This is a genomic window from Virgibacillus halodenitrificans (genome assembly GCF_001878675.1).
In the GTDB taxonomy this organism is placed as follows: Bacteria; Bacillota; Bacilli; order Bacillales; family Amphibacillaceae; genus Virgibacillus_Q; species Virgibacillus_Q halodenitrificans.
The window spans coordinates 271,577-294,026 of record NZ_CP017962.1 but is presented as its reverse complement, the minus strand read 5'-3'; the positions used below and the strand labels follow the sequence as shown (position 1 = coordinate 294,026).

Here is a 22,450-nt window from a genome sequence, read left to right as displayed (position 1 = left end):
CTTGGTTGTTTGAAAGGCCGTTTCGGAAAATAACGTATAGTGAACAAAATATAGCTAGTTTACGAATGTACCCGGCGGATTATTTTTCTCTGCTGCCGATTACTTTGTTCTTCGGAAGATTATCTTGCTCTATTGCCGATTAGTTCGCTCTCCGGAGGATTATTCTGCTCTGCTGCCGATTAGTTCGCTCTCCGGAGGATTATCTTGCTCTACTGCTGATTAATTTGTTCTCCGGAGGATTATCTTGCTCTGCTGCCGATTAGTTCGCTCTCAGGAAGATTATCTTGCTCTATTGCCGATTAGTTCGCTCTCCGGAGGATTATTCTGCTCTGCTGCCGATTAGTTCGCTCTCCGGAGGATTATCTCCGCTCCGCCGCTGATTGTCCCCTCCTACTATGAATGTAAATAAACAACCCAGCAAAGTTTCGGCGCTCCCCCATTTAAAATTTTCAACAATAGCAGTAACAGGGCATTTTTCAAATTGCACATTATTTAGGATAATCGCCCATACATATATAGACTTCTATCCATACAGTAAAGAGAAGGGTTTATTGAAGGAGGATATATGAATGAATTATCAATATGAACCGGAAAATAACTATTATGAGGATGATAGACAATTTAATCTTCCTGGGTATATGCTTAATCAAATTTTCGGAGGAGGTCAACAACAATACCCAGGTCAGCCTGGAGGATTTCCAGGAAACCCACCACCTGGTTTCCCAGGGCAACCCGGTGGATCATTCCCCGGCTATCCTGGTGGCGGTTTCCCAGGACAGCCCGGAGGATCATTTCCTGGCTACCCTGGCGGCGGTTTCCCTGGGCAGCCTGGAGGATTCCCAGGAGGAGGATCTCCAGGACAGCAGCCTTCAGAAGGGCCGCCTAGTTCGCCACCTCCATCCTTCCAGCCTACCCAGCCACAAGTACAGTTGTATGCTGTAGATCCGGGAGGAATTCGGGGATGTTTTTATCGCTACACGTATATTTGGTTACGTAGAGATTCTTTCTGGTTCTACCCAACCTATGTAGGAAGAAGGTCAATCGCTGGATACAGATGGCAAGGATACAGATGGGTTTATTATGGAATAGATCTTGATAAAATTGAATCATATCAATGTTACTAACTCATAAATTTTAAAATTATTTGTTATATGACCACACAGTCACCTTTTCTTACTTTTTCATAAGGTAGTAAGGAAAGGAGGTTACTATTTATGTATCAATTAGCCGTTTTATTTTTAACAGCTGTTTTGGCAGGGTTTGCTTTAATCCTCGTAACTGAAGTCGCTGCAGCGTTTCTTACCTCTGCAACGATTGTTAATATACTTGTAGCTATTGGGGCTATCGCTGTCATTGTGTTTGCATTTGCCATTCTGGTTATTGCTACAAAAACTTTATTAAATAAATGGGTGAGGTAACTCAATAAAGGGTGAAGTCATAAAAAGTGACTTCACCCTTTTCTCATTGGTTTCTAATCTATTTATCATTCATTTCTCATTCTGCTAATCTATCATACGGGTTAAGGAGGTAGAAAAAAATGGCAATTGAAATATTTAGAAGAAAGGAACAAAAGTATCTTATATCTATAGACCAGTATAATGAATTAGTGCACCAAATATCGCCTTATATGCGAGCTGACAAGTTCGGTTCAGATGGGAGATATACGGTTAGCAGCTTGTATTTTGAAAGTAATGACAACAAAATTTACTTTGAAACAAAAAATAAATTACGTTACCGGCAAAAACTACGCCTCCGTGTTTATAATGACACAGATATAAATGGTACTGCCTTTTTTGAAGTAAAGCAAAAGCATAAAAAGGTTGTTAATAAGCGACGCATGGTTCTACCCTTATTCGAAGCATACCGTTATCTGGAGAATGTACAGGGAGAGTCGTTGGAATTAATTCATACTTCTAATGTACAAGTTTTAAGAGAAATTGATTATTTCCGTCATCTTTACCAACTGGAACCGGGAATGATTGTTAGCTATGACCGACATGCATTGCATGGCATATATGATGAAAATCTACGAATTACCTTTGACATAAATTTACGCTGTAGGGACACTGATTTATATCTGGAGCATGGTTCGTACGGGGAATACTTTATTAATGAGGATAGTGTTGTGCTAGAAGTTAAAGTAGATGATAGTGTTCCTTTATGGCTTACTAGAATATTACAGCAACTGAATTGTGAGCAGAGAAGTGCTTCAAAGTACTGCACCAGCATGGAGCTATTAAAAAGAGACTCCTTGCCTAACGGAGTTTCAAAAGAATTAATAGAAATTGGAGGAAAGTAAAATGGAGATTTTTGATCAGTTAGCTAACGGATTTAACGGCACAAATTCATCTATCTTAATGAGTTTAGTTGCAATGGCTGTTTCTGCAGTACTAAGTTTAGTCATCACAAAAATTTATCAAATAACGTTTACAGGAGAAAGATATTCCCAAGCATTTGTCCATACAATTATTATAATGAGTGTAGTTGTTTCAGTTGTCATGAATGTAGTAAGTGGTAATGCGGGAGTTGCGTTCGGACTGTTTGCTGTATTCTCTCTCATCCGTTTTAGAAGTGCTGTAACGGACGCCAAGGATATTGCTTATATCTTCTTTGGCCTATGTGTTGGTATGACAAGTGGTTTATTTCAATTTGATTTAGCAGTTATTTTGACTATTTTTGCAAGCTTATTATTTTATCTACTCTATAAATTCGAATATGGAAAGGGCAAGGATACACAAATCTTAAAAGTTACTGTACCTGAGAATCTCAACCATGAAAACCTGCTTGATGATATATTTACTGAATATACAATCAGTCATGATCTACGACAAGTAGAAACAACGAACTTAGGTACCATGATATTATACACATACTCTATTAGAAGTAAAAACGCTACTAAAGATAAAGAATTGCTTGATAGAATTCGTGAAAAAAACGCGAATTTAAAAGTTTCACTAACTTATCTCTGAACTCTATGTGTTTTTTACTTTGAAGTACTTATTCAAATAACAATGTTACCCTCTGCAAGAGATAACTCCAGAAAAAACCCTAATGCCATGGCATTAGGGTTTAAAATTATTTCTCTACTTTATCTACTTTTTTTCTCATTTCGCGTTCCCAGATTAACCCTTGATCCAATGCCATTTTTCTGGCAATCTTAGGTGCACTCCACAGTGGAGACAGCAGGAGCAAGGATACAGGTACTGCTGTAATTACAATTGAATTTTGGATAGATGCTATACTATCTTCTCCGATAGATAAGATCATTACTGTTGTAGCACCGAATATTAATGCCCAAAAAACACGCAACCAACGTTTCGGACTATCATTTCCTGTTAACGTCGCAGCAACTGTGTATGACATGGTATCGACGGTAGTCGCTACAAAAATAACAGAAACTAATAAGAATCCAAGACCTATCCACATTCCTAAAGGTAATTGATCTGTAATTGCCAACACGGCTGCAGGCATGCCGCCCTCATTGAGCGCAGTTGAAATTGAACCAGGATGTTCTTTTTCAAAAAATACTCCGGTTCCACCAACAACAGAAAACCAAAAGTTATTGACAATTGGTGCGACAATGGAAACAGCAATAATCAAATCTCTAATTGTTCTGCCTCTTGAAATTCGAGTAATGAATACAATTAGCATTGGAGCATATCCGATAAACCATCCCCAGAAGAATATAGTCCAAGATCCAAGCCATGCATGATCTCCACGATATAGACTCATTGTTAAGAAGTTCTGTAGTTGGAACCCTGTTCCTCCAATAAACGAGTCAATTATAAACATGGTTGGCCCAATGATAAGGACAAGGACCGCAAGTACGATGGTTAGCCCAACATTATATCTGCTTAATGTAAGAATCCCGCGATCTACTCCAGTAGCTGCTGATATTGCAGCAATTCCCGCTAAACTCAAAACAATTATTATACTTACTGTTAACGTATTCGGAACATTAAAAAGGCTGTTTAGGCCATAAGAAATTTGCAAACCAAGAAATCCTAATGGTCCTAATGTACCAGCAACTGTAGAAATTACTGAAAAGACATCTGCTGTAGTTCCTAAAGCACTATTTTTATATATTTTTTCACCAAATATAGGGTATAATAATCCTCTTGGACGCAGTGGAAGTCCCTTGTTATAATGAACATACATCATTACAATAGTAGCAAGTGTACCGAGAATGGCCCAAGCAAGGAAACCCCAATGCAAAAAGGACTGCCCAAATGCTGCTGCTATATTGTTAAACTCCCCACCGCCAAATAACGGTGGTGTGCTCATATAGTGATACATAGGCTCCGAAGCTGCCCAAAAGACACCTCCGCTTGCCAGTAGGGTAACCAGAATCATGGCTATCCAACGAAAATAACTGTACTTAGGCTTACTTTGTTTTCCTAAACGCACCTTTCCATACTTGGAAAATGCCAAATATAATCCAATAAGAAAATTACCAAGTAATAATAACTGCCAATAACCTCCAAAAATCTCTGCTGCATATCCAAATAATGTTCCAATTGCACTATCCACCATCTCACTATTTAATAAAGACAGTAGGATAAATAAAATTAGAAAACCTCCGCTAAATATAAAAACGGGCCAATCTAATTTGTTCCTCTTAAAAAAATCCACGATTTTCCTCCTAATTAATTTAGGAGCAAGTGCCAAAATACGACCATTGGATGGAACGAAATATGAATTCTCTCTCTATTACCATAAATGCTCAGCCATCAGCTTGCTCTTTTTTTAAAATACAATGTTTAATTATAGGTAAATCTATTACTGCCGTCAAATTTTCTAATTTCTTCTTTCATTTTACGTTTATTCTGTGTAATATAACCGAATTCTAAACTTAAAAATCTTCTTCAGCACTTCATCTGCAAATATGAGAGATATTTACTACCGTTTTTCTAAATTCTTTGTCCATCATACCCTCAATGGCATACTTCATTATTTCTTGTAAACAAAATAGACCGCCTCCTTATAAGACGGTCTTTCCATATCATTTCTTGTTAATTATATCCTCTACGGTATCTTCCACTTCATTACGGGACATTTTTTCCTTCCCATTTTCCATTGCCTTTAATGTTTTCTTCGCCAACGCGAGAGGAATTCGGCAAAATAGAAGGATATTACGTGTTTTAATTACTTTGATATATTCATCCGCTTGCTTTAAGTTGCGTTTCGCATATGTAAACATGTCTTCTCTTGTCCATCCGTCTGGGATAAATTGGACACCACGTTCAGCATCTTCCTTTTGGTTTCTGATCATATTCACTGCCTGCAATCCTCTGCCATAGCCAATTGCAAGTTCACGATCTGTTTTCGTGCCGTCATACCACTCCCAAATATCAGACAACATAACTCCAACAAGACCAGCCACATAATACGTATAGTCATCCAGATCTTCCTCTGTATGGATGATCCAGTTTTTCTCCGTCCATTTTGCCATACCCTCCGCCATAATGGCAGTAGATTCCGTTACTTTATCGGTTATTCCTTGTGGACACACTTCAATCCAATCACCGAGTCTGAGAGTAACTTCAGGCAAAACAGTTTCATAGGGCTTCACAAGTTTTAAATAAGCCTCTTGATCAAAATCGGTCTTCAATAGTTTAGCCGTCTCTCTGAGTAACTGTTGTTTCGTATCCGAAGAAAGCTGCTCATGGTCCTCTATTTCATCAATTGCTCGCATGCAAAGGTACGCTGAAGCAACCGTTTTCTTTAAAGTAGGCTTTAGTAAGTTAATTGGAATATTAAATGTTCTGCTTGTCTGTTTTAAAACACGCATGGCATCTTTTTGTACATCTTGGTTATTCAAACCTGTTTCCTCCCTCAACCGATTAATACCTTAATTTCATTAAAACATTCCGTATCTCCGTATCTTTTACCACAATATCTTTATATTTTCTGGTTATTTCCGTCAAAGCAACATCATGATAAAAGAATTCTGTAAAAAACTTAACAAGTGGACGCGATTGCGTTCGAATTGCTTGCCATTCTCTATCTTCTATTCCGGCAAAAAGCATTTCTCGCTCGTCAATAATTATGGTCCGACTCTGTTCTAAACTATCATGGTAATCATCAGGAATAAGGACGGAAACATCAGGAATCTTTGTTTCTAACTGACCAATCACATGCATCGTAACTTGGAGTCCGTGTGCATACTTGTTTTCAAGTAAAGGCAATACTTTTTGTAAATCTCCGGCCCATCCTGAAATAAAGATAGAAACAGTTGCTTCCTGGATTAACTCTTTTAAGACAACCTGTATGGACTGGTCATCTTTTAATGTCCAGACACGATCATCTGTAGGGATATCTGTCGCTTCCATCTTTTTTAACTTTTCTATCTTATAGTTAAAGTCACCTTTTAATTTTTCAACTAACATTTCAATAGGCAAAGCGGCATATACTCTTTTCTTTTCCGTTGTCGACTCAAGAATTACACCCTTATCACCCAAACGATCAAGTACCTCATAAACTTTCGCGCGGGGCACGCCAGAGCGTTTAACAACCCTAGATGGATCCAGAGGTTCATTGCTTGTAGCCAAGGCTTGATAAACTTGGCTTTCATATTGAGTAAAACCAAATTGTTGCAGCATAATTATAATCTCCCTGAAACTTCCTTTATATAACCTATAATAGCATAATTCACTTATTTGTTCACAAGAGAACTTGCTCTTGTTTTTTTTCGTTATACAAGTTACTATTATAGTGGTAACTTAAGAGAGAGGGAAATGAATAATGGATAAACGTGTTTATTTACTGACAATCGTCTCATTTGTAGTAGGGATGGTCGAATTAATTATAGGTGGTATCCTTGATTTAGTGGCAACAGATTTGGGAATTAGCCTTGGAAAGGCCGGTATGCTTATTACCGTATTCTCACTCGTTTTTGCAATTGCTGCTCCAATCCTATTGGCTGCGACCAACAAAATAGAAAGAAAGAAGCTTACGCTGATTTCACTTGTTGTCTTCTTAGCAGGTAATATGCTAGCAGTAGTAAGTCCAACATATATTATACTATTTGCAGCTCGAATCATCTCTGCAGCGAGTGGCTCTTTACTTGTAGTTTTATGTATTACCATTGCTTCTAATATTGTTCAACCAAATTATCGGGGAAGAGCTATAGGAGTTGTGATGATGGGAGTTAGTGGCTCTCTTGTTCTCGGAGTACCACTTGGACTAATGCTAGGTAATGCATTCGGTTGGCGTGCTCCATTTATGCTTATATCTGTGTTAACTGTATTCTCATTTCTCGGGGTCTACTTTTTCATGGGTAAAATTGATCCAAAGCCATCGATTTCCTTAATTAAGCAGTTAGCTACTTTAAAAAACCGTAAAATATTCTTTGCTCAATTGACTACGTTTTTATTTTTGGCTGGGCATTTAACGCTTTATGCGTATTTGACTCCTTTCTTAAAAACAACAATGGGCTTAGACGGAACTTGGGTAAGTATCGTTTACTTACTATTCGGAGTGGCAGCAGTATTGGGTGGTGGTATTGGAGGCACATTCGCTGATAAATTCGGTGCCAAGCCTACTATTATTGGCGTAATTATAATTTTTGGCTTAGCTATTTTTAGCATTCCATATACAACCTTTGCAGTACCAGTATTTTTAATTGTTATGATTATTTGGAGCATGATGAGCTGGGCAATTACTCCCGCATTACAGAGTTATTTGATCGAAGCAGCACCAGAAACATCAGATATACAACAAAGCTTAAATAATTCTGCACTTCATTTTGGAATTGCCTTTGGTTCTTTTCTCGGAGGACTTGTTATTGAGCAATCAGGTGTAGAGCATAATGCAACAGTGGGCGGATTTTTCGTTATAATTGCGTTAGCTACTGCAACAATTTCCATGGTAAAAATGAGAAGCAAGGCATTGGCTTAAATTCAAAATGTTTTAGAAAAGAACCCTACTTCAAACTCTGAAGTAGGGTTTTTTTGCTTTATCGTACTATATGTATAATTTTGTTGCTTTCTAATAAGACTATACTATGCAATCTAAAACAACGGTGAATTGGAGTGAGTACAATGGAAGAAAATTATGAGGAAATGGAAAATTATTTTGATCAATCTATTATGGATTATAAACAAGGAAGCAGCAGATTTGAAAAAAGCTTCCCTAAAGTCACCAAAGCATATTTTGATTTTACAGACGCTTGTTTTCAAGAAGGATCTATCGGTAAGAAAGAAAAGCAATTAATTGCCCTTGGTATTAGCGTTTACGCACAAGATGAATACTGCATTATCTATCACACCAAGGGAGCAGTAGATAACGGAGCAACAGAAGAGGAATTTATGGAGGCTATTTCGGTTAGTGCAGCGCTAGGTGGGGGAGCAGCCTTTGCTCAAGGAGTAACGTTAGCAATGGATACCTATGATCACTACAAAATGAAACACTAAACTTCTATTTGATAACTGAATATTTCCGCTGAAGCATAAACCTGAAATAAATAAAAATAGAGAAAAAGAATAGCGAAAGGCCATCTCTTTTTCTCTATCGATTTTAGTACATTTCTATTTAATAACTAAATCTTGAAATGCCAGCTTTTAATCGTCATCCTCATCTTCTTCATGTTCTCTTTCAGCTTTCTCTTCGGCTCTTTCACGTTCCCTTTCTGCTTTTTCTTCTGCCCGTTCACGTTCTTTTTCTGCTTTTTCCTCTGCACGCTCTCGCTCTTTTTCTGCCTTCTCTTCAGCTCTTTCTGCTGCTTCCTCTGCTTTTTCACGATCCCTTTCTGCTTTCTCCTCTGCACGCTCTCGCTCTTTTTCTGCCTTCTCTTCAGCTCTTTCCGCTGCTTCTTCAGCTTTTTCACGATCTTTTTCTGTTTTTTCCTCTGCGCGTTCACGTTCTTTTTCTGCCTTGTCTTCGGCTTTTTCTGTTGCTTCTTCGGCTTTTTCGCGTTCCTTCTCTGCCTTGTCTTCAGCTTCTTCTGCTTTTTCCTCTGCTTCGTCTTCAGCATCGTCATCTACGTCTTCTTGATCATCTAAATGCAATCTTTTTTCTGCAAAAGCCTTATGAATTTTCTCTACTACTTTTTCTTGATTATTAATTGCTCTTTGAATTCCTTTCTTAGCGTCTTCAGGAATATCATCTCGAATCAAAAGTGATTTTAGTATCTCGGTTCGCTTTGCAATATAGGAAAGAACTTCTTTTTCCAGTGCATCTATTTCCTCTATCTCATCATCAGTTTTATTGACTTCAGCTAAATTTTCCTCCATTAATTCTCCGTGTATGTCAGCTTCTTGAATCAGTTTTTTTGCTGCAGCTGGATCACCCTGTTCAATTGCGAGCTGTGCTTCCCTTAATCGTTTTTCTGCAAATTGTTCTTGTAATAACACTTTATCACTAAAATCGGTAGTTATATCATAGGTTGCCTCTTCCAAATATCGGGTTGTGTCATATAAATCAGATTGTGGGTCTACCACCTTTAACGATTCTTCAGCAAAAGCTTGTCCACCTAAGATTAAGCTAAAGCCTATGGTTAAGCCTGTTAAACGTTTAATCATTTTTACAGCCCCTTTATTAATTCACTAGTATATTTTGTCTTAGTTTATTAATTTCATTATTTACTTCTTTATAGTCAGCTACCGGAGTAACAAAGGTAAAAATGTAGGTATAATCGCCTTGTTTTTCCAAATAAATGTCTGTACGGATTTTTGTTTTCATAGTTGATTCAAACGATATGTAATTTTCTTTTTCCTCTAAAATTTCCACTTTTCCGGCACCAGTTACCAATTCATTCTTAATTATTTTAAATGATTTTTTAGTAGTTAGGGAAGATATAATTGCGTTAATTGTATCTTTTTCAAACTTAGCATTTAATTTGTTTCCATTCATATTAGCTTTAGCTAATTTCCAACCATCGGTTTCTTTTACTTTCACATTAAATTCTTCATTTTCATACAACATTTTGAGATCTGCGGTTCCTGTACTCCCAGTCCCTTTTGCTTCCTTTGTGCCCCCACATCCTGCCAACAGAATTAAAACAAGAAGAAGTAGAAGCAAAGCACTTTTTTTCATTTTTTAGTTCCCCCTTTCAACAAAAAAACACATCGGCAATCGGATGTGTTGCATTCCTGTAACCGGTAGCTGGCAAGCGTTGGATCCCCTCCTTTAGCCCCTATAGCTTTGCGTCATTGGCTTTCACCAATTTTGCCATGATCAAATTACTTTAGTGTTAAACTATTTAAACTATACCACCCTATTAAATAGAAGTCAGCATATTATTTATAAATATCAAAATAAATTCTCTAAACGTATAATCTTGTCCGATTCCTAACGTTAATTATAGTTATAGCCACTTCCTTTAAATACTTCCATTAAATGATTTTACTATCCTTTTACTATTTACTTTTACGAAATATGGCTGTGAATAAGATTCCAGCGCCTAACCCGATCGCCCCTCCAGCTTCCAGTGCCCCAAAGAGAAGTCCAACCCCAGACCCTACAGACAAACAAGAAATAAAAATGAGTCCTACTCCCGAATAGTTCATTATATTAAACCCCCTGTGATTATCTTCCTTTTATTTAACTTATTACAATTGCTTCTTTTTTGTTACCTAAATGAAAGCGCTTAATTAATAATTCTAAAAATTCTCTATTGCCATACGTTTCCTTTCATGTTTAAATATCTATTAAATGAAAAAACTATGAGGTGATTTTGTGGGAAGCAATGTTTCAGTTGGTCTATTAGGTTTAGGAGTAGTCGGTTCAGGTGTGATTAAGCTTATTGAAAACCACCAGGAAGAGCTTGCACACCAACTCGGCTGTGGAGTAAATGTAAAGAGTGTACTAGTTCGGGATACGGAAAAAACACGTGATGTGCAAATAGATCGAACGTTTCTTACCACTAATCCAGAAGATATTTTAAACGATCCGGAAATCGATATCATAGTAGAGGTTATGGGTGGAGTTGAAGAATCATACCATCATATTTTAAAAGCATTCTCATCCAAAAAACATGTGGTAACAGCAAATAAAGATTTAGTTGCATTACATGGGCCAGAGCTTCAGGAAGCAGCAACCAAAAACCAATGTGATTTTTACTACGAAGCGAGTGTAGCAGGAGGAATTCCTATTTTAAGAGGGATTGCTGAGGGCTTGTCCTCTGATCGGATTCAGCAGGTAATGGGTATTGTTAATGGTACAACCAACTACATACTTACGAAAATGAATAATGAAGGCATGCCATATGAAGATGCACTAAAACAGGCTCAAGAGTTAGGTTTTGCAGAAGCAGATCCAACAGCAGACGTGGATGGATTAGACGCTGCTCGTAAAATGGCCATTCTGGGAAGACTCGCATTCTCTACAGATATTGCCTTAGAGGAAGTAGAAGTTACCGGCATTAAGGATCTAGATTTAGAGGATTTAAAATATGGAGATAAGTTAGGCTACACAATGAAACTCATTGGATTTGCGAACTGCAAGGATAAAAAGGTAGAAGTCAACGTTCAACCGACTTTTTTAGCAAAAAGCCATCCTTTAGCAGATGTTAAAAATGAATATAATGCCGTCTATGTTTACGGGGAGGCTGTAGGAGAAACAATGTTCTATGGCCCAGGTGCCGGTAGTCTGCCAACAGCTACGGCAGTAGTGTCCGATATTGTAGCTGTTATTAAAAATATTCGTTTAGGTGTAAATGGCAGACAATCTGTTGCACCAAGATTTAAGAAACAATTAAAAGCGCCTGACCAACGATTTGGACAATATTATTTACGTCTACAAGTAAAGGATGAGGTAGGAACTTTTTCCAAAATTTCTTCCTTGTTTAATGAGCTAAACATTAGTTTTAAGCGAATCCTTCAAACACCTGTTCAAAAACATCAACAGGCAGAGATAATTTTGGTTACTCATCAGACTTCTTTAAGCAATTTTACTACAGCTTTAGAAAGACTTAATCGTCTGGATGCAGTTATTAAAGTAAAGAGTTATTATAAAGTGGAAGGAGATGCTAAGAATGAAATGGCACGGTCTGATCAGTCATTATAAGTCATTTTTACCAGTAACAGAACATACGCCATCACTAACTTTACATGAAGGTAACACACCATTAATCCACTTTCCTGCTCTCTCAAGTCAACTAGGCATTGATCTGTATGGAAAGGTAGAAGGAATAAATCCCACAGGCTCGTTTAAGGATCGGGGAATGGTGATGGCTGTAGCAAAAGCTGTCGAAGAAGGTAGCACCTCTATTATTTGTGCTTCCACAGGTAACACCTCTGCTTCAGCAGCTGCTTATGCTGCAAGAGCAGGGTTAAAAGCAATCATTGTTATACCTAAGGGTAAAGTAGCCCTCGGAAAGCTGGCACAGGCTATTATGTATGGTGCAGAAATTGTAGAAATCGATGGTAACTTTGACGATGCATTGAAGATGGTTCGAAAACTTAGTGAAACATCTCCTGTGACGCTCGTTAATTCTGTCAATCCATATCGGCTTGAAGGGCAAAAAACAGCAGCTTTTGAGATATGTGATGAGCTTGGTGCTGCTCCAGATATACTTGCGATCCCTGTTGGTAATGCAGGTAATATTAGCGCATATTGGAAAGGGTTTAAAGAGTATAATGAATCCAAACAAACAGGACTTCCTAAAATGTTCGGATTCGAAGCAGAAGGTGCTGCAGCCATTGTTAATAATAAAGTGATAGAAAATCCGGAAACCATAGCAACAGCTATTCGAATTGGTAACCCTGCAAGCTGGGATCTTGCTGTAGCAGCAAGAGATGAGTCCCATGGGGCCATCCATTCTGTTTCAGATGAAGAGATTAGTAATGCATTTAAACTGTTACCACAAGTAGAAGGTGTTTTTGCAGAGCCTGGATCATGTGCCTCCATAGCCGGGGTTATTCAGCAATGTAAAGCTGGAACAATTCAAAAAGGAAGTAAAGTGGTAGCTGTGCTAACAGGGAACGGTTTGAAGGATCCACAAACAGCTATTGATCAGTTGGAAGTAGAAACTGTTTCCTTGCCTAATGACGAAGCTACTGTAACAGATTATATAAATAAATTGGTGAAAGCATGATGAATTTTAAGCTTTCCGTTCCAGCAAGCACAGCCAACTTAGGCCCTGCTTTTGATTCGGCAGGCCTGGCAGTACAGCTTTATCTTCATTTAAATGTAGAACAGTCAGATAGGTGGGAGTTTGTCCATACAACCAAGCTATTACCTGACTGCTTAACATATGAAGAGCATTTTATTTACCAAATTGCACAAAGAACTGCAGAACGTTATCAACAAAACCTTCCTCCAGCTAAAGTGACCATATCAAGTGATATCCCTTTAGCCAGAGGGCTTGGAAGCAGCGCTTCTGCCGTTGTTGCAGGTATTGAGCTTGCGAACCAGCTATGCAAACTCTCCTTGTCCCAAAAAGATAAATTACAAATCGGCACAGAAATCGAAGGGCATCCCGATAATATAGCTGCAGCTTTACTCGGAGGCTTAGTAATTACTGCCAAATTAACAGAGGATGACCTTGAATATGTCCATTTATCCGATATCGATTTGGATACCGTTGTATATATTCCTCATGTAGAACTAAAGACAGAGGCAGCTAGAAAAGTAATTCCAGATCATTTTTCCAAAAATCAAGCTACTACTGCCAGTAGTATCAGTAATGTAATGGTAGCGGCTTTGATAAATGGTGACTATGAACAGGCTGGGAAACTAATGGAGAGGGACGGTTTCCATGAACCATTTCGGGCAGAACTTATTCCAAATTACCAGCAAATAAAGCTACTAGCCAAAGAGCATGGCGCTTTTGGAACAGTCATCAGTGGAGCAGGTCCTACTATGATTTCATTTGCGTCTAAGGAACGAGGGGATCAACTTGCTAAAAAAATGGGACCCCTTCTTCCAGAACATCAAGTACGTATGGTAGAAATTGATAGAGTGGGACTACAAGTCTATTGATTAATGAAAGAAAAGCGATGAGCTGTGTTTTCTACACAGCTCATCGCTTTCTATTTATCTCCCATTAAGGCAGTCATTAACGCTTTTTGTGCGTGCAGGCGATTCTCAGCTTGATGGAATACAACTGAATGCTCTCCATCAATAACTTCTGTAGAAACTTCTTCTCCCCGATGTGCAGGTAGACAATGCATGAATATTACATCCGATTTAGCCATAGCTAGTAATGTACTATTTACCTGGTAATCTTTGAAGGCACTCAGTCGTTTTTCCTGTTCCATCTCTTGCCCCATGCTTGCCCAAACATCTGTATAAATAATATCCGCTCCATCTGTCGCCATCTCCACATTGTCTGTGACAATGATACCGCCACCATGTTCCTTAGCAAGTTTCTCGGCCTTTATAGTAATTGCTTTATTTGGTTGGTACTCTTCAGGGGCAGCTATAGAGATTTCCATTCCCATCAGCGCTCCACCAATCATTAAGGAATGTGCCATGTTATTTCCATCGCCGATATAACACATTTTCATCCCTTTTAGTTTCCCTTTTAATTCCTTAATCGTCAGAAGATCTGCTAATACCTGGCAAGGATGATACTTGTCTGTTAATCCATTAATGACAGGAATAGTAGAATGATGAGCCAATTCTTCAATCCCTTCCTGGGAAAAAGTACGAATCATTATTCCATCCAAATATCCTGACAGGACCTTTGCTGTGTCTGAAATTGATTCTCCTCTACCAAGTTGCAGGTCTCCTGAACTCAAGAATATCCCTGTCCCTCCTAATTGATAAACACCAGCTTCAAAAGATACACGGGTGCGAGTGGAAGACTTTTCAAATATCATCCCAAGCGTCTTGCCTTTTAAGGGCTCTACAACATTTCCTTTCTTTTTTTGTTCTTTTAGATATTCCGCCAAATCGAGTAAGTAGTAAATTTCCTCTGGTGTATAATCAACTAATGATAAAAAGTCCCGTCCATGTAAATTCAGTTGTTTATTAGTGATTTCTGCTAATTCAATACCCATGATTCACAACCCTCATTTCAGTTAGTATATGAATTATTATGCAATAAAAAGAATAATTATACAATAATAATTTGCTTATTTCTTTAAAAATATTTAATTTACATGAAACAAGCTGAAAAATATTCCATTATAAGAACGATGACTTGTGCTATTGGTCTCACTTTTTAGTAATTTGCTCTATTAATTTAATATCCGCGGGCTCGTGTTCAAGAGATATCATTTCATAAAAAAAGTACGATCAACAACAACCATTGATCGCACTCCTGTTTACTTTTAAACATTTGCTTGTATCCATTTAATTCTTTTTTTGTATAACCAATACTTTGAGATAATTGCCTTGAGGGAAATCTTTGTGGACCATAAAATCTCCTGGCAGGCGAAATTCCTCCAAAATTGAATAACCGACTTTCATTTCTTTAAATGCCTTTTCAACAAATCCTTTAAACTTTTTCATTCCAAATGTAGCATTATTAGTAGATGCAACAATCACACCATTCTTATCCGTAATTTCAATTGTATCTTTTAAAAGTGCCGGATAATCCTTCGCTGTACTAAATGTATGTTTTTTTGAACGCGCAAAGCTTGGTGGATCCAGGATAATCAGATCAAATTTCAGATTTTTGCGCTTAGCATATTTAAAATAATCAAATACATCCATTACACGAATGTCCTGGGCCTCATAATCAATGCCATTGACACTAAATTGCTCTATCGTTTTGCTTTTACTTCTTTTAGCCAAATCCACGCTAGTCGTCTTCTCTGCTCCCCCTAACGCAGCAGCCACGGAGAAGGCTCCTGTATAAGAGAAGGTATTTAATACATGCTTCCCTTTTGCATAGCGATCGCGTATCGCTTTTCGTACATCATGCTGATCCAGGAAAATACCAGTCATGGCACCGTCGTTTAGATAGGCTGCATAGCGAATACCATTCTCTGTAACAATAATTGGAAACTCTCCCCGTTCTCCTTTTACAAAATCATCGTCATCTAAATATTGACCTTTTGTATCAAACCGTTTCTTTTCATAAATTGCTTTATAATCTCCCAGTTCATCCAACACACGAATAACCTGTTCTTTGTAGACATAAATCCCTTCACTATACCAATTGATAACGTAATAGCCATCATAATAGTCAATCGTAAATCCGCCTACGCCATCACCTTCCCCATTAAATATGCGAAACGCATTGGTTTGAAGGTCATCATAATAAGATTGTCTCTTGTTAATGGCAATTAGAATTTTGTTCTTAAAAAAGGAATAATCAATTTTAGTATTTTTATTGCGGGTGAGTATCCAACCAATTCCTTTATTTTGCTTACCGTAATAACCCTTGGCAATAAATTGATTCGAGTCATCGGTGAGATGAACAATATTGCCTTCTTCTTTAAGCACTTCAACATTTTTTATTGTGTCTTTTGTAATCAATGGACACCCATTTTGATAGTTTCTTATAGCATTTGCTTTTACTTTTAATTCAACTACAGACTTCATATTTTCATCCTATCTGGTTTTTTTCCATTATCGCATGAGAAGCGAAAAAGGAAAAGATAAACACTGGTTTAGTACAAGCTAAATTCAGCTTGGAACTTAACCTTCTGCAGTTAGGTTCCATTTACTTTATGATAGACATTCGAGATCAATTTCACGCTCCCAATGTTCGTCATCCTCTTCATGATAGACATTCACGACCAATTTCACACTCCCAATGTCCGTCATCTCCTTCACGATGGACATTCACGCACGATTTCACGCTCCCAATGTCCGTCATCCTCTTCATGATAGACATTCGAGATCAATTTCACGCTCCCAATGTCCGTCATCTCCTTCATGATGGACATTCACGCCCAATTCCCCGCTCCCAATGTCTGTCATCCGCCTTATGATGGACATTCACGCCCAATTCCCCGCTCCCAATGTCTGTCATCCAATCTATGATAGACATTCACGCCCAATTTCACGCTCTCAATGTCCGTCATCCGCCTTATGATAGACATTCACACTCCATTTCCTGCTCTCAATGTCCGTCTTCTCCTTCATGATAGACATTCACGACCAATTTCACGCTCTCAATGTCCGTCATCCTCTTCATGCTCACTACAACAAAAACCAGGCCACTGTATTGATAGCCTGGTTTTAAAAATCTTCTTCTCTTTTATTAACTTATACCTTCTTCACATGAGTCAGCTTTATTCCACTCTTAGGAATGCTTGGCATAGATACCATGCTAAAACTTAAATCTTGTGTAGGTACCTGATAATCCAGCCTATTAACAAAATAATCGAGCACCACTTTCATTACTCGAACGGTAATCCATTCCCCCGCACAGCGATGTCCGAGGTAGTGATCTCCTCCACCTTGTGGAATAAAATCAAATGGACTTCCTTCCCATGTCTTGAAGCGTTCTGGCTCAAATCTATCTGGATTATCCCATAATCTATGATCATGATTGGTACCATATAAATCCAGCAGTGTTAATGTTCCTTTTTTAAAGGTGAACCCTTCCCATGTAAAATTCTCCTTCACACGAGCTCCGGCAAATGGGAAAAATGGATAGTAACGTCTTACTTCCTGCACAAACATTTGATAGTAGTCGCTACCATTTTCTTTTAGTTTTCTTGCTTGCTCAGGGAACTGCTGAACTGCCAGTGTTGTGAAGCTAATATAAATAGCGATTGCGACAATTGGTCTTAAAATGTTAAGTAATTCAACAGCTGCTACATCTGGCTCTAATAAATCACCCTGGAGATCTCTATGCCATGCGATAGTATACAATGCTGTACCTTCTTCTGGCATTCGCTCCTCGTTTCTTACTTGAGCAATTAAATCCTTCATCCAGTTTTCTGACCGGTTACGAGCTTGCTTCCCTTTGCGATAATTAACCCCCATAGAAACAGAGGATTCAATAATTGTACTTAAATCATCTGCTCGTTTGTTCACTTCCTTTGCCCAAAGTGGAACACCTGCCCACTCACAAGCAACCCGTGTCATTAACTTTTTTGCCTCTTCATAAAGAATTATCTGCCCCTTCTTTTCCCAGTCCGTTGCCATCGCATCCAAATGTTTATACGTAATGTTGTTTAGATGTTCCAATCGTTCCGAGGACATGAGCGACATAAACATTTGCTTCCGATGCTTATGCTCCTCCCCATCCAAAGTTTGTACGCCATTCTCTCCAAACAATGTCTTTTGAACGTGCTTGGGGGCTGCACCGCTTCTTTTAAATTTGGTATTATCATAAAAAATTTCCGCAGCCTCCTTACCCCCCATGCAAATAGCTTTTTGTCCAAGCAAGCGAGTTTCAAACAAATCACTTTGAAAGCTGTGTCGTCTATTTGGGATGTACATATATCCTTCTCGCAACAAACCTATACTCTGATCGAAGCCTGATTCTTTTGGAATTCCTCTTTGCCCCATCATTAATTCACACCTTTCACCATACATTCATCTTATTGTAAGCTCTATATATACTTCTAACCTTTTCCATTTGTTTTAAACATATTCGCTCACATGAATCCTAAAAACAATTTCTAATTCGCTGAAATTATATATTCTCCCTTGACAAAAAATCACTTCCGACTTATTATCACAATCAATTAAGCTAATTTCTAAGGAGATTTTCCGATGAAAATTTATGTAGATGCAGATGCCTGCCCAGTAAAAAAAATAGTTATTGAAGAAGCCACAAAAGCAGCTATACCTGTTACTCTTGTAACCAGTTTTTCACATTATTCTAATGAAGAGCAACCAGCTGGGGTTGAAACAGTGTACGTAGATACTGGGGCAGAAGCTGCTGACTATCGAATTATGAAACTTGCTAATAAAGGAGACCTTATCGTTACACAGGATTATGGTCTCGCTTCTCTTGGATTAGCAAAAGGATGTACCGTTTTACATCATAAAGGTTTTGCCTATACGAACAACAATATTGATCAACTTTTACAGACAAGGTATCTGAGCGCTATGGAAAGAAAAAGTGGAAAGCGTACAAAAGGGCCCAAAGCTTTAACAGAGGAAGATAGAAATAAATTTAGACACCTATTCTTAAAAAGCATCGAAAATTAAAAGACCAGCCTGATCATTCAGACTGGTCTTCCTCATTTTAATGCTGCGCGTCTTTCTCGATTCTCTTTTCGTTTAGGTGCAGCTGTGTGCAATCTTATTTCTTCTTCCGTTTCCGGGAAAACTTTCGGAACCGGCTGTGGTTTGCCAAATTCATTTACTGCCACCATTGTCAAAAAGGACTCGGTGGTTAGTTTTTCTTCATTTTTAATTAAGTCATGAGCGGTTACCTTCACAAACACTTCCATGGAACTGGTCCCTGTATATGTAACGAATGCTTCCAAAGTTAAAGAATCCCCAACTTTTGCGGAAGATAAAAAATCCACTGAATCAATCGATGCGGTCACCACCGCACTATTCGCATGTTTCATAGCCGTCAATGCCGCTATTTCATCTATATACGCTAAAACCTTTCCACCAAAAATAGTATCTAAATGATTTGTGTCTGGTGGTAACACTAATCGTGTTTGAATTGTTTTTGAATGCTTCATTGCTACTTGCTCCATAAACTTTCCTCCTCCATTAAAAAAAGCACCCTCTACATTAGAAGATGCTAATAATATACAAATCAAAAAAATCTATTTGCATAAGAATCCGCAACACCTTCCCATCTCCCGTAGGACTTAAATGTTCTTCCATATGGCAGGTCTCCTGGCTTAGAATCATTAAACCATCCACCTTCCCATTTTTATAATAGAAATAGTGGCTTTGGATGGTTCTCCTCATTACAGTGGCGGGACCGCGTTGGACTTTCACCAATCTTCCCTTTTCAACTTTACAGTCACCATAGGCAATGTATGTAATTCTCTTTATTATATCATTAAGTTATCTTTTTATCCTAAAAAATCATCTACCTCCTTCGCTAGTAAAATCAAGCCAATGGATATCAGCTTTCTTCTTTGATAAAATCATGGATAATACATATAAAAGGAGGAACATAAGCTTGAAAATAGTATCGATAGAGCCTACCCCAAGTCCGTATTCAATGAAAATTAATATAGATGAGCCACTTAAAGAAAATCAAACAGAAAATTATAAGCAGGATGATGACCTTTCCCACGCACCAGAATATGTTAAGCAATTATTTACTATTCATGGAGTTAAAGGTCTTTATCGTGTTGTTGATTTCATTGCATTGGAAAGGAATCCAAGAGTGCCATGGGAAGAAATCCTCCCTCAAGTAAGACAGACACTTGGTTCCGCAGAAGATCATGAAGAGCAATCTCTCCCTCAAAGTGAAACTAAGGAAGACGCTTTTGGTGAGATAAAAGTTTATATACAGATGTTTAGAGGAATTCCTATGCAAATTAAATTGCAGGAGGCTGAACAAGAGGAGCGTATTGGTTTACCTGAACGATTTGCAGCTGCAGCTATGGAAGCATCCAAGGATGCCGATAATTACCTAATGGAAAGAAAATGGATTGAACAAAGTCCTCGCTATGGTGATATAAAAGAAATAGGAGTAGAAGTTAAAGAAGAATTAGCTGCAACGTATGATACCGCACGATTAACACAACTTGTAGAAAAGGCATCCTCGGAAACTTCAGAAGATGTTCCACAACAAGCAAGGAAGACAGTCACATTAGAAATGTTGGATCAATCTGACTGGAAAGCAAGGTATGCTGCACTGGATCAGATGGACCCAACGCTAGAGGACCTGACGGTGTTAGATAAAGCGTTAGATGATGAAAAGGCTTCGATTCGCAGACTTGCGACAGCTTATCTTGGTATGATTGAGGAAAAGGAGGTTCTTCCATACCTCTATAAAGCTTTAGAGGATAAGGCTGTAAATGTTAGAAGAACTGCTGGTGACTGTTTATCAGATCTTGGATTTAAAGAAGCAACACCTGCCATGATAAAAGCTCTATCTGATAAAAACAGACTGGTTCGTTGGCGTGCTGCTATGTTTTTATATGAGGTTGGAGATGAGACTGCCATTCCCGCACTTCAAAAGGCCATGGATGATCAGGAATTCGAAGTTAGAATGCAGGTAAAAATGGCCCTTGCCCGAATTGAAGGCGGCGAAGAAGCAAAGGGTTCCATTTGGAGTCAAATGACTGAAGCTGCTAAACGGTAAGGAAGACAGGCTAGCCCCGTCATCGGACTTGGACTACGATAGCCTCCCATTAATGACGTTCGCGGCAACGTAAGTGAGAATGTAATGCTTAGTTTTTTAAGCGATTAGCTTAAGGGAGCTTTGGAGACAGATTTACTATTTTTCAAAAAGAGCTACGTGCTCCGGGACGCTGCTAACAGATTTAGCTTCGATCTCCATAATGTCATAGTTAAATCCAAAATTAAAGCCGAACCCCTAGTATTTCCTTACGTGATAACTAAAGGGTTCGGCTTTTCTTATTATTTAATTTCTAAAAATGATATACGCTAAGTAAACAACGTAAATGATTACTAAAACACTTCCTTCCACTTTTCCAATTTTATAACTGGTCCGTGAAAATAATAACAGAAGTAATGTTAGCACAATCATTACAGTAATATCTATAAAAACTTTGTTATTGACTGGTAATGGCGTTATAGCGGAGGAAGCACCTAATACAAATAAAATATTAAAAATGTTACTTCCAACAATATTACCTAATGCAATCTCGCTTTCCTTTTTCATTGCCGCTGTAATTGAAGTTACCAGCTCTGGCAAGGAGGTTCCGACTGCAATAATCGTTAAACCTACTAATGTCTCGCTCATTCCCAGCGAATAAGCAATCGTAGTCCCATTCGATACAACCATATCCCCGCCAATAATTATGCCGACAATTCCTAGTACTGTAAACAAAATATTTCTTGGCCACTTAACGTCAGGCGAGACTTCCTTTTCCGAATTATCCCGATTTCTTAAGCCGACTTCAATAACATAGTACATAAAGATAGACAGAAATAGAAGAAAGATGATCCCATCGCTGCGAGTAAGAAAATTGGCACTAACCCCTTCAAGGAAAATATCACTAATTAGTACAAGTAAGGCAATACTAGCAAGTAAAGTAAATGGAATTTCTTTTCGTACCGTCTCACTCTCAACCTTCAAAGGGTATAATATCGCGGCGATACCTACTACGAGGGTAAGATTAAAAATATTACTCCCGATTACATTTCCTAAAGAAACTTCAGAACTACCTTCCAATGCTGCTATAATACTTACTGTTGCTTCAGGAGAGCTCGTCCCTAAAGCCACAATTGTTAATCCTATTAACATTGGAGAGACTCGCAGCAATCTAGCTATATTAGATGAGCCATCAACAAATAAGTCAGCTCCTTTTATTAATAGTACAAAACCAATCAGTAATAAAAAATATGCCATGCATCTTTCTCCTTTTTTATAGATTGAAGCATTTATATAAAAGTCTATCCTACTTCTTGCTATATTGTAACTTAAGTCTTCTTATTATGTCACAAATATCCTCTTTGTGTATTCTTCCCTTAGGAAGGGTATAAA

At 38.1% G+C, this 22,450-nt stretch carries 22 protein-coding genes and 2 riboswitches; of the genes, 11 read left to right on the top strand and 11 right to left on the bottom strand.

What is annotated here, in order from left to right:
- The first annotated feature begins 569 nt into the window (after nucleotides 1–569).
- From BME96_RS01575 to BME96_RS01560, 4 genes are all read left to right on the top strand, one after another.
- On the top strand, nucleotides 570–1,124 hold the full coding sequence (locus tag BME96_RS01575) for a hypothetical protein (protein ID WP_156035928.1): 555 nt from the start codon (nucleotides 570–572) through the stop codon (nucleotides 1,122–1,124).
- Nucleotides 1,125–1,214: 90 nt separating this feature from the next.
- The gene (locus tag BME96_RS01570) at nucleotides 1,215–1,418 is read left to right on the top strand and encodes a hypothetical protein (RefSeq protein WP_019379062.1); all 204 of its coding nucleotides are present in this window, start codon (nucleotides 1,215–1,217) and stop codon (nucleotides 1,416–1,418) included.
- A 119-nt stretch (nucleotides 1,419–1,537) separates the two neighbouring features.
- Entirely contained in the window at nucleotides 1,538–2,299 is a 762-nt protein-coding gene (locus BME96_RS01565) for a polyphosphate polymerase domain-containing protein (protein WP_071648100.1), read from the top strand.
- Between the two features lies 1 nt (nucleotide 2,300).
- Nucleotides 2,301–2,969, top strand: a complete 669-nt coding sequence (locus BME96_RS01560; RefSeq protein WP_083547398.1) for a DUF4956 domain-containing protein — start codon at nucleotides 2,301–2,303, stop codon at nucleotides 2,967–2,969.
- Nucleotides 2,970–3,075: 106 nt separating this feature from the next.
- Here BME96_RS01560 and BME96_RS01555 read toward each other — a convergent pair whose 3' ends face one another.
- The 3 genes from BME96_RS01555 to BME96_RS01545 form a co-directional block, all read right to left on the bottom strand.
- Nucleotides 3,076–4,632 (bottom strand): BCCT family transporter, encoded by a 1,557-nt coding sequence (locus BME96_RS01555; protein ID WP_019379059.1) that lies wholly within the window; start codon nucleotides 4,630–4,632, stop codon nucleotides 3,076–3,078.
- 370 nt (nucleotides 4,633–5,002) lie between these two features.
- Complete coding sequence (locus BME96_RS01550) at nucleotides 5,003–5,791, bottom strand: squalene/phytoene synthase family protein (protein WP_060681769.1); 789 nt, start codon at nucleotides 5,789–5,791, stop codon at nucleotides 5,003–5,005.
- Between the two features lie 52 nt (nucleotides 5,792–5,843).
- Entirely contained in the window at nucleotides 5,844–6,602 is a 759-nt protein-coding gene (locus BME96_RS01545) for a TrmB family transcriptional regulator (protein WP_019379057.1), read from the bottom strand.
- Between the two features lie 142 nt (nucleotides 6,603–6,744).
- On the opposite strand from BME96_RS01545, the gene BME96_RS01540 reads away from it, so the two are divergent.
- Together BME96_RS01540 and BME96_RS01535 are read left to right on the top strand one after the other, a co-directional pair.
- On the top strand, nucleotides 6,745–7,899 hold the full coding sequence (locus BME96_RS01540; protein ID WP_071648099.1) for an MFS transporter: 1,155 nt from the start codon (nucleotides 6,745–6,747) through the stop codon (nucleotides 7,897–7,899).
- 143 nt (nucleotides 7,900–8,042) lie between these two features.
- The gene (locus tag BME96_RS01535) at nucleotides 8,043–8,414 is read left to right on the top strand and encodes a carboxymuconolactone decarboxylase family protein (RefSeq protein WP_019379055.1); all 372 of its coding nucleotides are present in this window, start codon (nucleotides 8,043–8,045) and stop codon (nucleotides 8,412–8,414) included.
- A 147-nt stretch (nucleotides 8,415–8,561) separates the two neighbouring features.
- Here the strand turns inward: BME96_RS01535 and BME96_RS19475 are convergent, their stop codons facing one another.
- From BME96_RS19475 to BME96_RS19745, 3 genes are all read right to left on the bottom strand, one after another.
- A complete protein-coding gene (locus BME96_RS19475) occupies nucleotides 8,562–9,521 on the bottom strand; it encodes a DUF5667 domain-containing protein (protein ID WP_156035926.1) in 960 nt (319 codons plus the stop codon).
- Between the two features lie 16 nt (nucleotides 9,522–9,537).
- A complete protein-coding gene (locus tag BME96_RS01525) occupies nucleotides 9,538–10,035 on the bottom strand; it encodes a hypothetical protein (protein WP_071648098.1) in 498 nt (165 codons plus the stop codon).
- A gap of 61 nt (nucleotides 10,036–10,096) precedes the next feature.
- Nucleotides 10,097–10,182: riboswitch (cyclic di-GMP riboswitch) on the bottom strand.
- 176 nt (nucleotides 10,183–10,358) lie between these two features.
- Nucleotides 10,359–10,508: a hypothetical protein gene (locus tag BME96_RS19745; RefSeq protein ID WP_197035839.1), complete on the bottom strand. Its 150-nt coding sequence runs from the start codon at nucleotides 10,506–10,508 to the stop codon at nucleotides 10,359–10,361.
- A gap of 169 nt (nucleotides 10,509–10,677) precedes the next feature.
- On the opposite strand from BME96_RS19745, the gene BME96_RS01520 reads away from it, so the two are divergent.
- From BME96_RS01520 to thrB, 3 genes are read left to right on the top strand one after another with little or no spacing between them, the layout of a single operon-like run.
- Nucleotides 10,678–12,006: a homoserine dehydrogenase gene (locus tag BME96_RS01520; protein WP_071648097.1), complete on the top strand. Its 1,329-nt coding sequence runs from the start codon at nucleotides 10,678–10,680 to the stop codon at nucleotides 12,004–12,006.
- Nucleotides 11,975–13,036, top strand: coding sequence for a threonine synthase (gene thrC / locus BME96_RS01515; RefSeq protein WP_019379050.1), 1,062 nt, complete (start codon nucleotides 11,975–11,977; stop codon nucleotides 13,034–13,036). Before BME96_RS01520 ends, thrC begins: the two co-directional genes overlap by 32 nt.
- On the top strand, nucleotides 13,033–13,923 hold the full coding sequence (gene thrB, locus BME96_RS01510; protein ID WP_026041509.1) for a homoserine kinase: 891 nt from the start codon (nucleotides 13,033–13,035) through the stop codon (nucleotides 13,921–13,923). The genes thrC and thrB overlap by 4 nt, the downstream gene beginning before the upstream one ends.
- Before the next feature lie 50 nt (nucleotides 13,924–13,973).
- On the opposite strand, the gene argF is transcribed toward thrB, so the two are convergent.
- The 3 genes from argF to BME96_RS01495 form a co-directional block, all read right to left on the bottom strand.
- Nucleotides 13,974–14,945, bottom strand: coding sequence for an ornithine carbamoyltransferase (gene argF / locus BME96_RS01505; protein ID WP_060681764.1), 972 nt, complete (start codon nucleotides 14,943–14,945; stop codon nucleotides 13,974–13,976).
- 295 nt (nucleotides 14,946–15,240) lie between these two features.
- A complete protein-coding gene (locus BME96_RS01500) occupies nucleotides 15,241–16,437 on the bottom strand; it encodes a class I SAM-dependent rRNA methyltransferase (RefSeq protein WP_071648096.1) in 1,197 nt (398 codons plus the stop codon).
- Between the two features lie 669 nt (nucleotides 16,438–17,106).
- Nucleotides 17,107–18,363, bottom strand: coding sequence for a CYP152 family fatty-acid peroxygenase CypC (locus BME96_RS01495; RefSeq protein WP_071648095.1), 1,257 nt, complete (start codon nucleotides 18,361–18,363; stop codon nucleotides 17,107–17,109).
- 204 nt (nucleotides 18,364–18,567) lie between these two features.
- On the opposite strand from BME96_RS01495, the gene BME96_RS01490 reads away from it, so the two are divergent.
- Nucleotides 18,568–19,008: a YaiI/YqxD family protein gene (locus BME96_RS01490; protein WP_060680693.1), complete on the top strand. Its 441-nt coding sequence runs from the start codon at nucleotides 18,568–18,570 to the stop codon at nucleotides 19,006–19,008.
- Nucleotides 19,009–19,040: 32 nt separating this feature from the next.
- Here BME96_RS01490 and BME96_RS01485 read toward each other — a convergent pair whose 3' ends face one another.
- Nucleotides 19,041–19,511, bottom strand: coding sequence for an acyl-CoA thioesterase (locus tag BME96_RS01485; RefSeq protein WP_060680691.1), 471 nt, complete (start codon nucleotides 19,509–19,511; stop codon nucleotides 19,041–19,043).
- A gap of 118 nt (nucleotides 19,512–19,629) precedes the next feature.
- Nucleotides 19,630–19,809, bottom strand: a riboswitch (cobalamin riboswitch).
- Nucleotides 19,810–19,948: 139 nt separating this feature from the next.
- Between BME96_RS01485 and BME96_RS01480 the strand changes: the two genes are divergently transcribed.
- Nucleotides 19,949–21,082 (top strand): conserved virulence factor C family protein, encoded by a 1,134-nt coding sequence (locus BME96_RS01480; RefSeq protein WP_019379038.1) that lies wholly within the window; start codon nucleotides 19,949–19,951, stop codon nucleotides 21,080–21,082.
- Nucleotides 21,083–21,364: 282 nt separating this feature from the next.
- Here BME96_RS01480 and BME96_RS01475 read toward each other — a convergent pair whose 3' ends face one another.
- Nucleotides 21,365–22,315 (bottom strand): calcium/sodium antiporter, encoded by a 951-nt coding sequence (locus BME96_RS01475; RefSeq protein WP_019379037.1) that lies wholly within the window; start codon nucleotides 22,313–22,315, stop codon nucleotides 21,365–21,367.
- Between the last annotated feature and the right edge of the window lie 135 nt (nucleotides 22,316–22,450).